We start from the raw sequence: 14,217 nt of genomic DNA on the forward strand, positions 1-14,217 counted from the left end.
TCCCCCGACCGGCGCCGCCCCCAGCGGAGCGAACCGGGCCTGCTTCCGATAACGCCCGACCGACGCGTCCTCGAGCGCCGCCCCGGAGGCGACGTCCTGCGGCGTGGCGGCGCCGGTCGGGGGAACGGCGCCGGTCGGCGGGTCGACGGCGGAACGGGACATGAGACGAGAAAAACGGGGTTTCTTCGGCGAACGGCGGAGATCGCCGGGGGCGCGATCGGGGCGGTCGAATCGCCGTCGGACCGGGCGGTCCGGCCATTCTCAAACATTTCCCCCGTTCGGCCACCGATCGGCCGGACCCGTCTTCCCGACCGCCCGCCGCCGCCCCACAATACCACTGAACGTATTAGTGTACACAATGACACTACGGCACCGCCGCCGCCCTTCTCCGAAAGACTCTCCTCATGTCCATCGCCACGTCCCGCGGGACGAAAACCCTGCTTCCCCGCCGCGATCCCGAACAGTTTTGGAACCGCCTGCGGGCCGAGTACGCCGCCGAAGACAGCCGCCGTTGGAAACGCCTGGCGATGCTGACCCTCACCGAGGGCGTCGGCTGGCCGCCGGATCGCGTCGCCCTGGCCTTCGGCCTGACCAGCCGGCAGGTGAACCGCGGTCTCGACGCCACCCGCCGTTCCCTGCAAACCCGCTTCCGCCCGGATCGAGAGGAGGCGGACGAAGGCGGAGCGGGGATCGCGGAAGGCGGAAGGGACGCGCCAGCGTGAGCCACGCCTCGTCCGCCTTCCGCCTTCCGCCTTCCGCCTTCCGCCTTCCGCCTTCCGCCTTCCGCCTTCCAACCATGCAGCTCGAACACCTCCCCCTGTCCTCCCTCGCCCCCGCTCCGCACAACCCGCGAATCGCGCTGAAACCCGGCGACGCCGGGTGGCGTAAGCTGGCCGCCAGCGTGCGAGCCTTCGGACTGGTCCAACCGCTCGTCTATAACCGCCGCAGCGGCTTGCTGGTCGGCGGTCATCAGCGGTTGGAAGTCCTGAAGCACGACGCCGCCGAGCACGGCGGTCCCGACGTCGCCCCCTGCGTCGTCGTCGATCTGCCGGACGCCGAAGAAAAGGCGCTCTGCATCGCCCTGAACAACGCCGACGTCGGCGGCGCCTGGGACGGCTCGAAGCTGGTCGACCTGCTGGGCGAACTCTCCGCCGAGGCGCTGAAGCCGGACGCCGAGTTCGACGCCGCCCTCACCGGTTTCGACCCGAATCAACTCGACGCCCTGCTGATGACGCCCGCCGGCCCCAGCGGTTGTTTCCCGGATGACTCCCGCGTGACTACGTCCGACTCCCAGGCCACCGGAGAACCGTCGGACGAACCGGCGCTCGTTCGCGTCTCGTTGGAAGTTCCGACCGACCGCTGGTCCGCCGTCCGGCCGGACCTCGACGCGTTGGTGGGCGATCACGACCTCGCGGTCGTCGTCCGCGGGGCGCCGGAGTGAGCCGCCGATCGCCCCGAACGAGCGGAACGTCGCTCCTTCCCCCCTCCGCCTTTCCCCTTCCGCCTTTGAACATGCACCTCTCCGTTTCTCATCCCCTGCGTCCCCGGCGGCGGAGCCTGAACACGGCCCGCGTCGCGGCGTCGTTCGGGCTGGACGTCGCCCCGGCCGACCGCCTCACGATCGCCGAGGATCTGCCGGTTCACGCCGGTCCCGGCCGCATCACGCTGTTCACCGGTCCCAGCGGATCCGGCAAGAGCACCTTGCTGCGGGCCGCCGCCGACCGACTGGAATCCGACGCCGCAGCGGGCGGTCCGCCCGTCGTGCGAGCGGACGCCCTGACCCTGCCGGACCGCCCGCTGGCGGACGCCCTGCCGATCGGGTTCGACGCCGCCTGCGCCCTGCTCTCAAAGTGCGGACTGGCCGAGCCCCGCCTGCTTCTCCGCACCCCCGCGGAGTTGAGCGACGGGCAGCGCTTTCGGTTCCGCCTGGCTCTCGCGGTTTGCCTAGCACAGGGCGGGAAGGAGCCGGGGGCGGTGGTCTGCGACGAGTTCGCCGCCGTGCTGGATCGCACGCTGGCCGCGGCGGTCGCCCACAATGTCCGGCGATTATGCGCGGCGACCGGCGTCGGCTTTCTGCTGGCGACCACGCACGACGATCTCGCTGACGACCTCGCCCCGCATCACGCCGTGCGCTGCCGGTCCGCCGGCCCGCCGCTCTCCGACGCGACCCCGGCAGAGGAGGAACAGAACCCTCTCGCCGGCCGCCGATCGTTGGGCCCGCTGTTCGCCCCGGACGATCTCGATGGCCGCATCTCCTTCGCCGGCGATCTGCGGCTGACCGTCGCCTCCCGCGGCGACTGGCCGGCGTTCGCCGACTGGCACTACCGCGCCCACACCGTCGGCGTCGTCCGCTTCGGCGTGATGCTCTGGCATGTGCGTCCGCCGGGAGTCATCGGTAAGTCAGATGAGAGTCCTTCAACCGCGGAGCCGGTGGGGATCGCGTTGTTCTGTTCTCCCCCGCTTTCGTTGCGGGGGCGGAACCAATACTTCGGCACAGGCTCGCGATGGACCTCAGCCGGCCTCAAAGCGATGAACGCCCAGTTGGTCACGCTGTCTCGGGTCGTGCTGCATCCGACCTATCGGGGGTGCTCGCTGGCGGCCCCGTTCGTCGCCGCCGCCTGCGACGCCTGCCCGTTTCCGTGGATCGAATCCCTCACGCAATTAGGGCAGACGCACCCGTTTCTAGAGCGGTCCGGCTTCGTCAAGCTCCCGGTCGAGCCGGCGCCGTCCCGTTCAAGCAAGCCGAACGACCTGCGACAGCACAGCGCCCTCTACGGAGCCGGCGGGCGGGGTAAGAAAAAAGCGACGCTTTCGGCCGTCTCGCACGCCAAAAGCCGTCACGCGGCGCCGGCGTATTTGATTCGCGACAATCGTTCCGCCCCGGCCGTGCTCGAAACGAACCGCCTGACCCGCCGTCGGCAGGAATTGGAGGGCTGCGATGAGTGACGCCGCCCCCTTTGAATTCCTGTTTGAATCGGAAGATGGCGGCCCGTTCAAGCCCGTTCCGCTGACGAACGAGCAACGGACCGCGGTGGTGCGGGCGCTGAGCGCCGGCGCCGCCCCGCAGAAGGCCTGTGCGGACGCCGGCGTGGAGCCGTTGCACTTCTTCGCCGCCCTCGCCGAGGACGCCGAACTCGCCGTGCAGCTCGGTCGGCTGGACGCGATGCGCAGCCTGAACGTCCTCGCCGTCACCTATCAGAAAGCATTGTCCGGCGCCTCCGCGGACCGCAGCCTCTATCTCAAGTTCCGCCCGCCCCCGCCGGCGGTTCCGACCGATGAAGAGACCGTCGAATTGAACGGCCCGATCGGCGAGACGCCCGAGGAGGAACTGGGGGAGCAGTTGAATGCCTGACCTCATTCTCGCCGCCCCGCGGCGGCGGTATCTTTATACGAAATCCCACGTGCGGCGGGAGATCGCCCGCCGGCGGGCGCGGCGGGCGGCGGCGGCGCTGGACGCGGCGTCCGCCGATCCGCGGGCGTTCCGGGCCGCGCTTTCTTTAGAACCCGGCGGCCCGTCGTTCGGCGAAGCGATGCTGCCGTGGCAGCGGGCGGACTTCGTCGCCCTCGACCCGGCCTGGTGTCGCGTCGCCGCCGTGCCTGTGCCGGAGGGATACGTTACCTCCGGCTCGCCCGCCCGCCGGGCGTGGCTGGAACGGCCGCGGGGGCACAGCAAGACGGCGGACACCGCGGTCATGCTGGCCTGGGTTCTCCGCTTCGCCCGCCGACCGATCCGCGGGGTCGTCGCCGCGGCCGACAAGGATCAGGCCGGTTTGGTGCGGTCCGCGCTGGCGGCACTGGTCCGGGCGAACCCGCAGGTCTTAGGCTCGTTGAACGTCGGGGCGGAACGCATCGTGAACCCCGCGACCGGCGCCCGGCTGGACGTCCTCAGCGGGGACGTGGGCAGCAGCTACGGGCTGACGCCCGATTTCGTGATCTGCGACGAACTCTGCCACTGGGCCGACGCCGGGCTGTGGCATTCGCTGCTCAGCAGCGCGGCGAAGACTCCCGGTTGTCTCCTGGTTGTCCTGACGAACGCCGGGTGGGGTCGCGATTGGCGATGGACGGCTCGCGAGGCGGCCCGCACGCGAGAGGATTGGATGTTCCGCCGATTGCCCGGTCCCTGCGCCCCGTGGGTGATGCCCGCGGCGCTGGCGGAGCAACGCGCCCTGCTGCCCGAGCCGGTCTTCGCGCGGTTGTGGCTGAACGAATGGCAGGCGAACTCCGCGGCGGCGTTCTTCACCCCTACGGAGGTCGCCGCCTGCGAGGACGTCTCGCTGGACGTGCACCCCGTCGGCCGCCCCGGCGTGCGGTATGCCGCGGGCGTGGACTACGGGGAGAAACGCGACCGAACCGCCTGCTGCGTGGCGCATCGCTGTCCGCGGAGCGGTCGGATCGTCGTCGATCGACTGGACGTCGCCGCCCCCACTCCGGATCGGCCGGTGCCGGTGTCGTGGGTCGAGGATTGGATTCTCAAGGTCGCCGCGAAGTACCCCGGCGTGCGGGTGGTGGCGGACGAGTACCAGCTCGCCGGCCTCGCCCAGCGGCTCGCGGGGCGGGTCCGCATCGAACGGTTCGCCTTCGCCGCCGGCCGCGGGAACGACGACCTCGCCCGCGGCCTGCGAACCGCAGTCTACGGCGGCCGCCTCGCCTTCCGGCCCGGCGCCGGCTCTGTCGGGAGTCATCTGAGAGACACGACGGAGACAACAGATGATCTCGCCGCCGAGTTGCGGGCGTTGGAGTTGATCGAACGGCCCGGCGGGCGGGTGCGGTTCGATCATCCCCCCGGCGGCCACGACGACCGGGCGTTCGCGTTGAGTCTGGCCGTCTGGGCGCTGGGCGAGCCGCAGGCGAAGGGCGGCGATTCGTTGGTCGTGTCCCGTTCCATGTTTTAGAGCAGTCCGCGATGAGCCGTAGCGGCGGCATCCTGCCGCCGTCCACGAGCGCAGCGAGCGGGGGACGCACGAACGGCCACGCCGAGAGTCGGCGGCTGGAAGCCGCCGCTACGACACGCAGCGGTTCGATCGCGGCGCCCCTTGCCCTTCTTTCCCCTTCAACATTCCCCCTGAAACGCATCCCATGTTCACCTTGCTCAAAGACACCCTCGCCGCCGCGGCCCTCAAAGCGAAGGGCGATCGACTCGCCCGGGAGCGGACTCTCGCCCTGATGGAGGGGACGCTGCGCGAAGGCGGCGGTCGGCCGTCGGCCTACTCGGTTCACGACGGCGCCGCTTACGCCGGGGCGCCGACGACCGACGCCGGTTGGGCCGAGGTGGGCGTCGGCGGTTCGTCCCGCAGCGCGCCGGGGCGGCTGTCTTCCGCGGAGACTCGCAACGTGGCCCGGGAGCTTGCCGCGGAGAACCCGTACGCCAAGAACGCCCTGCGGGTGTTGGAGGCGTACGTCGTCGGACCGGGCGTGACCCTCTCCCACGCCCGTCGGTCTCCAGATACGGAAGGCATAGCGGGAGACAATGACTCTCTTCCGGGAGACATCGAGCTGCGCGGTCTCTGGCGGCGGTTCTGGGAGGCGAACGCTCCGCACGTCACGCTGTGCGAACTGGCGGTTCGCACTTGGCGGGATGGCGAAGCGTTCGTCCGCATTTTCGCCCGGCCCGCTTCGGACGGAACTGGGGACGTGCCGGCGGCGCGGTTCCTCGATCCGGAGGAGATCGGGGCGACGCGGGAGCGCCCCGACAGCCTGGGCGTGCTGACGGACCCGGCGGACGCGGTCACGCCGGTGGCCTATCTGCGGATCGACCCGACGACCGGGGAGCACGTCGAGACGATCCCCGCCGCGGAGATCCTGCACGTGAAGGCCGGGGCGGACGACGCGGAGGTCCGCGGCGTGAGCGTGCTGGCCCCGCTGATCGGTCCGCTGACCCGGCATGCGGAGTGGTTGGAGACGGAGCTGACGGCCCGGCGGGTGCAGGCCTCGGTGGTGCTGTGGCGGAAGGTGCAGGGGAACGTCGGTGCCTACGGCGACAGCGGCGGGACGACGGGCGATTTCGCGGGGGAACGGACCGGCCGGCAGGTCTTCGCCCCGGGTTCGATCCTGACCACCTCCGACGCGACCGATCTACAGTTCCTCGCCCCCAAAAGCAGCTTCGCGGAGGCCAGCCAGATCGGTCGGGCGCTCTTGCTGGGGGCCGCGGCGGGGGTGGGCTTGCCGGAGTTCATGCTGACGGCGGACGCCAGCAACGCGAACTACGCCAGCACGATGGCGGCGGAGGGTCCGGCGGTGAAGCGGTTCGCCGCGGAGCAACGCTTCTTCGCCGCCGCCCTGGCCCGGTTGTGGGCGCAGTTGACGGCCGACGCCGTCGCCCGCGGCGCCGTGAGCGAACAGGCGGCCGCGAGCCTGACGCCGCAGTTCACCTTCGCCGACCTCGCCCACCGCGACCGCCCCGCCGAACGCGGCGCCGACGTGAAACTGGTCGCCGCCGGCGTGCTCAGCCGTGCCGAACTGGCCCGACGGGAGGGCGTGGACCCGCAAAGGATGCGGCGGGAGATCGGGGAGGAGAAATGAGGGGCGTTCGTGAGAGCCCCCAAATAGAGTGACTAGCTTCCGATGAAGGTGGAAGCAGACCTCAATCTAGTCGCCTCGAATGAAGGCCCGACTACGCAGGGCTGCTGAGCCCCAGTTCCTCCAGCACGGGCGCCAGCCGCTTCCCGACGCCCTCCATTCCACATTCTTCAGACTGTAAGATGGCGAATGCCAGATCCCGCAGGCCATCTTTCGTAAAACCTTTTGCCACGAGCAGAAGGCCTCTGTTTACAGAGCATTTGACCAGGTCTTCAACCGGCGGTGCCGACAACTCCTCCAAGACGAAACTGTAGCCCAATATCGCTGACTCAACATCGCCCGCCTGCTCAAACAAAACAGCCCGGTTGAAATAAGCGCAAGACCGCAGTTCTTCGCTCGCGTTAATTAGCTCTTCAGCCACACTTGTGAAATCTTTCATCGCTAAAGAAAAGTTCGGGGGTTCGCTTCGCAAGTGTCCTCGAGCCCGATTCATGAGAGCCGTAGCAAACAGGTCTTCAGAAATATTCCGTGACCGCCTGACCGACTCATCAAAGTCTTCTTTGGCAGGTCCCCATTGTCGAAGGTCGATTCGTACAGCCGCGCGACTGGCATACGCAGTTGCTATCTGCACCGGGAGGAGTCCTTCGGGGGCGCATATCACGACACCCCAGTTTCGCTCAAGGTGCGTCAGGGCGGCAGTCCTTAGACGCTGGCGAGCGAGAGTTCTCTGGTATCTTGCATGGGATTTTTGCGCCGGCGTGGCCCCGGGAAGAGAGAGGGCTCGGGTGTAGTCGCTGTCTGCCTCTTCTGCTTCTGGCGGTTTCATCTCTTCACGAACGGCCCCCCTTGTCGTCAGAGCCGCGGCGACAAGCGGGTCGCCATTTGAGAGTTGAGTTAATCGATCGACCCATGCATCTGATGCCGCTTCCCCAAGCCGCACGTGAACGAAGGGGATGCAGAGCGAAGTGACTACGGCCGCTTCAGACAATTCGCAAGGAAGCGAGTTCAACCCAGTCAGTAGTGAAAGGGCAGAGGCCCCCCCGTCGACGTTTTCAGGACCTGTTGGGAAATCACGGAACGATCTTGCGGTGAATGCTGCCGTCTCCTCAGGTCGAGTCTCCCACGCCCACTTCGCCAGCTTGACAACGTCTCGCTGGGTCGATGCTGCACTGCCTTCCGACACCCACAGCTTGCCGGCCAGTCGCTGCAAGACGAAGCATTCGCCGAGTACGTCTGGCTCGAAAGGAACGGCGGCGTCGACTTCTGTCGGGGCGGCAAAGCCGTTCATGCGTCTCAGTTCGTTCTCGTTGTAGTCGTCCAGTGCTGGGATTGGCAGGGCCGGTCCGGCTGGGTCGGTGAGGGCGTCTAACTGCTCCGCCTCGATCGGACCGGCCATTGTGGCGAGAGCGAGCAAATTAGCGTGTTTGCCGTCGAAGCCGACTGCCCGCCAACGGTCAACCTCTTGTGCGAGGATCGCCTCGGTGAGCGACTGCGGATTCCACATCCCGTCTGGGCCCAATCCTTCCGCGATCGCCTCTGCAAAAAAGGCCGCGAACAGCGGGCGGCCTTCTTGATCAATTTCCGAAAGGGCTTCCAAAGTGGAGTCGCGAGACGGATAGGGCTGGTATCCCGATGCGTCCCAAACGTGCATCATCGTTCGCCACAGCGATTCCGGGTCGAGAGGCGGGAGGCCGAGAGGGGCTTCGTGGAGGCAATCGCGTCGGCGTCCGGCCGCCCCGCCGGACGGGCCGCCCACCAATGATTGAAACCATGGATCGGTCTCGTTGGCACTGCGTTCTAATAAGAGCACCCGAACAGGGTGTTCGAAGCATTCGGCCCGCTCCGCTAAACTCGTAAGCCATGCAGCGACCCGCTCGTGGCGAGCGGCGACGTAGTCGATCACCGCCAACGTGGGGCGGCGTGGGGTCCATTCGTGCCACCCGTCATAGCCGCCGGACGGGCCGTGATCGTGGCTAAGGAAACCGGCCCACCACCCAGCGTTTCGAGCTTCCCGGCAGGTTTGGAAGGCCAGCCGGCTTTTGCCGGAGCCGCCGGGGCCAGTCAGCAGCCACCAAGCGAAAAGAGAGTCCGCAGTACGGAACGTCTCTAACTCTTGCAGCAGATCCTCGCGACCGAACAGCGGAACCTGCTCTGTGCTGTAGTGAAAGCGGTCGGCGGCAGATTCAATCTCGCCGCGGGCCATCCCGGCGACCCGCCCAGCCGACGGCATCGCCAGCGGCGGGGCGTGTTCCAATCGCGCATCGAGAGCGTCTAAGCGGCCCTGAAGATTACTGGCGAGGTCGGCCAAGTCATCGCGGGTCAGTTCCACTTCAAGAAGCACCCGTTCGAGTCCTTCCGCCTGAGTTGCGAACCCGCAAGCGAGTGCGGCGGCGAGATCGCCGGAGTCTTGGAGCAGTCGATATACGACTCGTTCGATGCGGGCCGTGCGTTCTTTCGCGTCAGCGTCGCGCAGTTCTGCGTTGAGCAATTCGTGCCGGAGGAACGTGAACAACGCCCGTGCTCCATAGCTGGGGTCGTCCTTCGACACGGGGATTTCAAGATCCTCGCTCTCGGCAATAAACTTCCCGGTGCTAATCTGGCCTTTCGCATGCTCTTCGACGACTTCGAGCACCCTGTCCAGCGTGCGCTCGCCCTGATGTTCGCGCAATGCCCGCACGCCCTGCACGCCAACCAGAGACGCAGCTGCTGCCACGAGACCCGCGAACGCCGGTCCCGAGAGCGGCCAAGTCGCGGCGGCGGCGGTCACCAAACTGAGGATCGGCTCCCCCTTCTCAAGGACTCTTGCCGTCAGAGCGGCAAGTCCTTTGACGTCAGGCTGCTGCGGATTCGGATTCAACTTGATCGCCAGAAATGGGCCGTCGGTCTCTGGAGAATATCAAGGACTCGCTTGTTGCTGTGCAATCGCTCATCGCGCCATTTGGGAGCCCGCCCGCCCCTGACCTGCAAACCATCGCCACGGTAGGCTGCGGGCGGTTCCCCCTGTTCCACAGTCCTTCGTTCGGAGCGGTTCCCGTGTCTGTCGCTCGTCCCCTCGGTTTCGTGGCGGCGTGGGCCGCGCTGCTGGTCGTCGTTCCGCTCGCCTCGGCGCAGAAACGGATCACCGTGACCAGGGCGGCGCCGCTGCTGCATCTCATTCCGGCGGACGCCGTGGGGGGGATGACGGTGGATGCGAGTCGCGTGCGGACGGATCGGCTGTTTCGGCGGTCCTTCGCCCCGCTGTTGGCGGCGGGGGAGCCGATGGCGGAGCCGTTGGACGAACTGGGGCTGAGGATCGATCAGGTGGAGGGCGTCGCCATCTTCCTCCCGCCGGCCCCGGCGCCGGATCCGGAGGATCGCTACCCCCGCCGCGAGCCGTTCGGCGAGCCGATCTTCCTGTTTCGGGCGACCGAGCCGTTCGAGGGACCGGCGCGGCTGATCGAACGCGGGATCGCCCAGATGCTGCCGGACGGCCGCACGCTGGCGATCTCCGACGGCCGCGGGAACGCCGGCGCGCTGGAAGCGCTGGGCGCCGCGAACGCCCCCGCGGCCGGCTCCGCCGCGGCGCTGGCGGAGAAACTGGGCGAACAGGCGCCGGCGGCGCTGCTGGCGTTCGGGGACGTGACGATCGTGCGCGGGATGATGTTGCGGGAACTGGACTTCGCCGCCCGTCAGGAGGACGAATGGATTCCCGCGTTCGGGCTGCTCCGGCCGGCGATCGCGGAGGCGGACGCCTACGCCGTCGCGGTCGATCTGCAGGACGGGGCGCTGTCCGCCCGACTGGTCGCCGCCAGCCCCGGCGCCGAGGCCGCCGGTCGATTGAAACGCACTGCCGAAGCCGCCGTGACGCTCGCGGAGAACGTCCTCAACGGCTTGCCCGCGGCGATGATGCGTCGCGATCCGGGCGAAGCGGCGATCGTCACGCTGGTCGCCAACGCCCTCCGCAAAGTCGCCGCGAGCATCGAGGTGGGCGCGGACGTCGTCGGGGCCGGCCCCGACGGAAACGGCGGCGCGGCCCGGGTGACGGTCTCCGTGACCGCGGACGCGGAGGTGACCGCCGCCGGGGCCAACTTGATGGTCGCGGTTTTCAACGAAGAGTTCCGCCGCGGTCGCGACTACCCCCGGCCCGTGCGGGAGGTGGAGGTTCAGGACGCCGAGGAGGCGGCGGACGCGGAGGACATGATCCGCGAGCGGGCGATTCGCGGGGGGATCGACGAGCGGTAACCCGTGGCGGGCGCCCCGGATCGCCCCGGATCGGCTCGGGGTTGCCCGGACGGGGTCGCCCGGACGGGGTCGCTGGGGCCGGGCCGGGCGGTCGGGGCGGGGCACACGGATAAGATTCCGCCGCTCCTTCCCCCCCCCGGTCGCCCGCTATGCCCCGCGCGTTGCTTATTGTTGACGTTCAGAACGAATACTTCCCCGGGGGAGCGTTCCCGATCACGCACCCCACGGGGCACTTGGAAACGATCTTGGCGGTGATGGACGCCGCGGCGGACAAGGGGGTGCCGACGGCGGTGATCCGGCACCATCAGCCCGCCCCGGACGCCCCGGTGTTCCGGCACGGGTCGGAGCAATGGGAGTTGCATCAGGAGGTCGCGGAGCGGCCGCGGGACGTGTTGATCGACAAGAACCTGCCCGGTTCCTTCACGAACACCCCGCTGACCGGCTGGTTGAAGGACCACGGCGCGGACACCGTGACGATCGCCGGCTACATGACGCAGGTCTGCTGCGACACGACGGCCCGGCAGGCGTTCCATCGCGGGTTGAACGTGGAGTTCTTACGCGACGCGACCGGCACGCTGGACGTGACGAACAAGGCCGGTAGCGTCGCCGCCGCGACCCTGCACGAAAGCACGCTGGTCGCCCAGCAGATGTTCATCAGCGACGTGATCGACAGCGCCGAGTGGCGCGACCGGATCGGGTGAGGGGCAGGCGGTACGCTGGGCCGGTTCGCCTCTCCCCCAGCCTGCTCGCATGACGCCGCCCGCCTCCGTGCCGCTCCCTGCTCGATTCCGCACCCAACGGCCGCTGTGGCTCGCGGGGGCGACCGGTCTCGCGGGCCTCGCCGCCGGGCTGCTGCTCGGTTCGCCCCAATCGCCGCCGCCGGCCCCGTCCGCCGCGTTCGTCCCGGTCGCGTTCCAACAGCCGAAAGGGGAAAGCGACGAGCCGCCGACGATCTCCGTCCGCGACCTGCGGGCCGATCGCACGATCGGCCTGCTGGGCGTGCCGGTGGGGACCGTGGTGAAAGTCTCCGGCGAGGCGTATGTCGGGAAGCGGTCCGACGGTAAAGCCTGGCACGGCAAGACGCTGCTGCGGATCACGGCGGTGAACGACAAACCGCTCCCGCGGCCGGTCACGTTTCGGTACTACAGCCAGCGATTTGAAGACGGCGGTTCGTTCGAGCCGCGGATCGGGGATCCATTCACGGTCTGGGCTCACGAGCGGGGCGGTTTCAGCGGCTTCGTCGGGGTGCCGGAGGAGCTTCAAAACAACAATCGCCTCGGGCCGGCGAACCTCGGGATGGCCAACGACGGGTTCTATTTTCGCTCGCTGTTGGACGTCTACGCGCCGGTTCGTGCGAACGACGCAGCCGCGCCACGGGGCAGGAACGCAAAGGGCGATCTCTGAGGCGCCGGCGTCGCACGAACCGCCCGCCCGGGGCCGGCGGATTGCGGGAAGCGGGCGCGGCCCGGCGGCGTATCTCGGATGAGGCGAGGCGAGCGCCGCCGGTACGCTGCGTTCGATCGTCCCCGTCCGTCGTCGTTCGCTCCGCGTCTCCGTTCGCTCCGTTCCGATGCCGACGCTCCTCACGCTGGCCTGTCCAAAGTGCGCCGCCCCGCTGCCGGTGCCGGGGGGAAGCGGGCCGGGGGAAAGCGGGGCGGGGCGGGCGGTGCGGTTCCTCACCTGCGATCACTGCAACGCGACGGTGCGATTGAAGCGGCGCCGCGGGACCGTCACGGCGAAGCGGGTGCGGCGGTTGGGGCGGCGGGTCGAGGGGCTGAGCCGCGCGGTGCGGCGGCTGCGGATCGAGGAGAAGCTCCACGAGTTGGACGACCGCTGGAACCGCCGCCGGGCCACGTTGATCGACGGCTGGGACGAAAACGGCAAGCCGCTGTCGCCGAACCGCGGCACGGCGATCTTCCTGACGCTCGTCGCCCTGTCGCTGATCGCGTGGGGCTTGGCGACCTCGTGGCTGGCTGATCGGTTCCCCTGGTCGATGGCGCTGGGGGGCGGAGCGTTGCTGCTGGCGTTCGCCCTGCCGAAGTGGGTTCAGGCCGAACGCTTCCACAAAGGCCGGGAGCGGTATCGGGCCGAACGGGCCGCCCTCGAACGCCGGCTCTCGTCGGAGGAGAACGCCGACGGCAGGAACGAGGAGCGGATCTCATGAGCGCCGCGCCGGCCGACGAACCGACCGCCCCGTGCAACCACTGCGGCGGACCGGTGCCGCTGGATGCGCCCTCTGAAGAACGAGATCCCGAGCACGTCGTGCGGTGCGGGTTCTGCGGCACGGCGTTGCTGATCCACGTGGAGAACGGGGTCCGGTGGACCGAGGAGGTGGAGCGGCTTGAACGCCGGGCGATCGGGGAGCGGGAACTGCTGCGGCAGGTCGTCCGCCTCCGCCGTCGCCGGGTCGCCCGCCGGCGGACCGCCCCGACGCACGCCGCGACTGACTGGAAGGGCATTCGCGGCGGCTGCGGGACCGCGGCGTTCGGCAGTCTGTTCGCGGCGGGCGGGCTGGGGGCGTTCTTCGCCTTGGCGAACGGCGGGCCGGGCTGGCTGCTGCTGCACGGCTTCGCGTTCGGCGGCTTCGGCGCCGCCATGATCGCCCTCGGTCTGCGACAGGCGTGGTCGAACCGCCGTGTGACCGTCCGCGCCGACGGCTCCCGCGACTCCCCGCCCAGGACGCCCAAACCGTTCGCCTGAGCGCCGGTCCTTCAGTGCAATCGGCCGCCGCCCGATGCGCTCCACGGGCGCGCCATGAGCCGATTCCAAAACGAACCCGCCGCGGCGAGAGCCTGGCCCCCAAACATCAGCCCCTTGCTCGCGGCGCGACGCTTCTGTAAAACCAAATCTAAGAAACCAGAAGTCGCCCCGACTTGCCCGAGAGAGGCCGCGCACGCCGATGGCTCGTCCGCCCGCTGAGGAACTGACCGACCGTGAGCTGGAGGTGATGCACGCCGTCTGGGCGGCGTCCCGGGAACCGGCGGGGGAGGGCGCCGACGGGGTGAATCACGGGGGCGAAACCACCGTCGCGGAGCTGCGCGATCGCCTCGCCGCCGACGGCCGCGATCTGGCGCACACGACGGTCGCCACGCTGGTCTCCATCCTGCACCGCAAGGGGTTCCTCGATCGCACCGACGACCGGCGCCCGCACCGCTATCGGGCGGCTCGGGGGTTCGAGGAAGTCAGCCGATCGCTGGTCGGGGAACTGGTGCGCAAGGTTTTCGGCGGATCGCGGGAGGCGCTGCTGGCCCGGTTGGTGGACGACCGCCTGAGCGCCGCCGAACGCGATCTGCTGGAAGAGGTGCTCCGCGAACAGGGTGCGTCAAACGAAGGGGCTGACGATGAGTGATCTCTTTCCCACGGCTCTCTCGCCCGTCATTTCGCCCACCGTTTCGTCCACCGTGATCGCGTGGTTGTGGGCGGCGGTGCAGGTCACCGCGGTGACGCTGGCCGCGGCGGCGCTGCACGCGCTCGCCCGGC

The 14,217-nt window shown here is 69.0% G+C and carries 13 protein-coding genes; 12 read left to right on the forward strand and 1 reads right to left on the reverse strand.

Features of this window, described 5'->3' with window-relative positions; all coding sequences use genetic code 11:
- Nucleotides 1-404: 404 nt before the first annotated feature.
- From LzC2_RS16025 to LzC2_RS16050, 6 genes are all read left to right on the forward strand, one after another.
- A complete protein-coding gene (locus LzC2_RS16025; RefSeq protein ID WP_171188838.1) occupies nucleotides 405-722 on the forward strand; it encodes a hypothetical protein in 318 nt (105 codons plus the stop codon).
- A gap of 74 nt (nucleotides 723-796) precedes the next feature.
- On the forward strand, nucleotides 797-1,441 hold the full coding sequence (locus tag LzC2_RS16030; RefSeq protein WP_171188840.1) for a ParB N-terminal domain-containing protein: 645 nt from the start codon (nucleotides 797-799) through the stop codon (nucleotides 1,439-1,441).
- Between the two features lie 71 nt (nucleotides 1,442-1,512).
- Complete coding sequence (locus LzC2_RS16035; RefSeq protein WP_171188842.1) at nucleotides 1,513-2,946, forward strand: hypothetical protein; 1,434 nt, start codon at nucleotides 1,513-1,515, stop codon at nucleotides 2,944-2,946.
- Complete coding sequence (locus tag LzC2_RS16040) at nucleotides 2,939-3,352, forward strand: hypothetical protein (protein ID WP_171188844.1); 414 nt, start codon at nucleotides 2,939-2,941, stop codon at nucleotides 3,350-3,352. Before LzC2_RS16035 ends, LzC2_RS16040 begins: the two co-directional genes overlap by 8 nt.
- Nucleotides 3,345-4,892, forward strand: a complete 1,548-nt coding sequence (locus LzC2_RS16045; protein WP_246255058.1) for a terminase large subunit domain-containing protein — start codon at nucleotides 3,345-3,347, stop codon at nucleotides 4,890-4,892. The genes LzC2_RS16040 and LzC2_RS16045 overlap by 8 nt, the downstream gene beginning before the upstream one ends.
- Before the next feature lie 184 nt (nucleotides 4,893-5,076).
- The gene (locus tag LzC2_RS16050) at nucleotides 5,077-6,519 is read left to right on the forward strand and encodes a phage portal protein (RefSeq protein ID WP_171188846.1); all 1,443 of its coding nucleotides are present in this window, start codon (nucleotides 5,077-5,079) and stop codon (nucleotides 6,517-6,519) included.
- 91 nt (nucleotides 6,520-6,610) lie between these two features.
- Here the strand turns inward: LzC2_RS16050 and LzC2_RS16055 are convergent, their stop codons facing one another.
- Nucleotides 6,611-9,283, reverse strand: a complete 2,673-nt coding sequence (locus LzC2_RS16055) for a P-loop NTPase family protein (RefSeq protein ID WP_171188847.1) — start codon at nucleotides 9,281-9,283, stop codon at nucleotides 6,611-6,613.
- Nucleotides 9,284-9,549: 266 nt separating this feature from the next.
- Here LzC2_RS16055 and LzC2_RS16060 point away from each other — a divergent pair, with 266 nt between their 5' ends.
- The 6 genes from LzC2_RS16060 (at nucleotide 9,550) to LzC2_RS16085 (ending at nucleotide 14,086) form a co-directional block, all read left to right on the forward strand.
- Nucleotides 9,550-10,737 carry a hypothetical protein gene (locus tag LzC2_RS16060; protein ID WP_171188849.1) on the forward strand — a complete coding sequence of 396 codons (1,188 nt, stop codon included), beginning with the start codon at nucleotides 9,550-9,552 and terminating at the stop codon, nucleotides 10,735-10,737.
- A 149-nt stretch (nucleotides 10,738-10,886) separates the two neighbouring features.
- The gene (locus LzC2_RS16065; RefSeq protein WP_171188851.1) at nucleotides 10,887-11,438 is read left to right on the forward strand and encodes a cysteine hydrolase family protein; all 552 of its coding nucleotides are present in this window, start codon (nucleotides 10,887-10,889) and stop codon (nucleotides 11,436-11,438) included.
- 49 nt (nucleotides 11,439-11,487) lie between these two features.
- Entirely contained in the window at nucleotides 11,488-12,141 is a 654-nt protein-coding gene (locus tag LzC2_RS16070; RefSeq protein WP_171188853.1) for a hypothetical protein, read from the forward strand.
- Nucleotides 12,142-12,307: 166 nt separating this feature from the next.
- Nucleotides 12,308-12,901, forward strand: a complete 594-nt coding sequence (locus LzC2_RS16075) for a hypothetical protein (protein ID WP_171188855.1) — start codon at nucleotides 12,308-12,310, stop codon at nucleotides 12,899-12,901.
- Complete coding sequence (locus LzC2_RS16080) at nucleotides 12,898-13,437, forward strand: hypothetical protein (protein WP_171188857.1); 540 nt, start codon at nucleotides 12,898-12,900, stop codon at nucleotides 13,435-13,437. Before LzC2_RS16075 ends, LzC2_RS16080 begins: the two co-directional genes overlap by 4 nt.
- Nucleotides 13,438-13,636: 199 nt before the next feature.
- Nucleotides 13,637-14,086, forward strand: coding sequence for a BlaI/MecI/CopY family transcriptional regulator (locus tag LzC2_RS16085; protein WP_171188859.1), 450 nt, complete (start codon nucleotides 13,637-13,639; stop codon nucleotides 14,084-14,086).
- Nucleotides 14,087-14,217: the final 131 nt, after the last annotated feature.

The organism is Alienimonas chondri (assembly GCF_013036045.1).
Classification (GTDB): Bacteria; Planctomycetota; Planctomycetia; order Planctomycetales; family Planctomycetaceae; genus Alienimonas; species Alienimonas chondri.

Coding starts and splice junctions, on each gene's coding strand:
- LzC2_RS16080 (WP_171188857.1), top strand. CDS start 12,898: ATGAGCGCCGCGCCGGCCGACGAACCGACCGCCCCGTGCAACCACTGC.
- LzC2_RS16025 (WP_171188838.1), top strand. CDS start 405: ATGTCCATCGCCACGTCCCGCGGGACGAAAACCCTGCTTCCCCGCCGC.
- LzC2_RS16075 (WP_171188855.1), top strand. CDS start 12,308: ATGCCGACGCTCCTCACGCTGGCCTGTCCAAAGTGCGCCGCCCCGCTG.
- LzC2_RS16065 (WP_171188851.1), top strand. CDS start 10,887: ATGCCCCGCGCGTTGCTTATTGTTGACGTTCAGAACGAATACTTCCCC.
- LzC2_RS16085 (WP_171188859.1), top strand. CDS start 13,637: ATGGCTCGTCCGCCCGCTGAGGAACTGACCGACCGTGAGCTGGAGGTG.
- LzC2_RS16030 (WP_171188840.1), top strand. CDS start 797: ATGCAGCTCGAACACCTCCCCCTGTCCTCCCTCGCCCCCGCTCCGCAC.
- LzC2_RS16035 (WP_171188842.1), top strand. CDS start 1,513: ATGCACCTCTCCGTTTCTCATCCCCTGCGTCCCCGGCGGCGGAGCCTG.
- LzC2_RS16040 (WP_171188844.1), top strand. CDS start 2,939: ATGAGTGACGCCGCCCCCTTTGAATTCCTGTTTGAATCGGAAGATGGC.
- LzC2_RS16070 (WP_171188853.1), top strand. CDS start 11,488: ATGACGCCGCCCGCCTCCGTGCCGCTCCCTGCTCGATTCCGCACCCAA.
- LzC2_RS16050 (WP_171188846.1), top strand. CDS start 5,077: ATGTTCACCTTGCTCAAAGACACCCTCGCCGCCGCGGCCCTCAAAGCG.
- LzC2_RS16045 (WP_246255058.1), top strand. CDS start 3,345: ATGCCTGACCTCATTCTCGCCGCCCCGCGGCGGCGGTATCTTTATACG.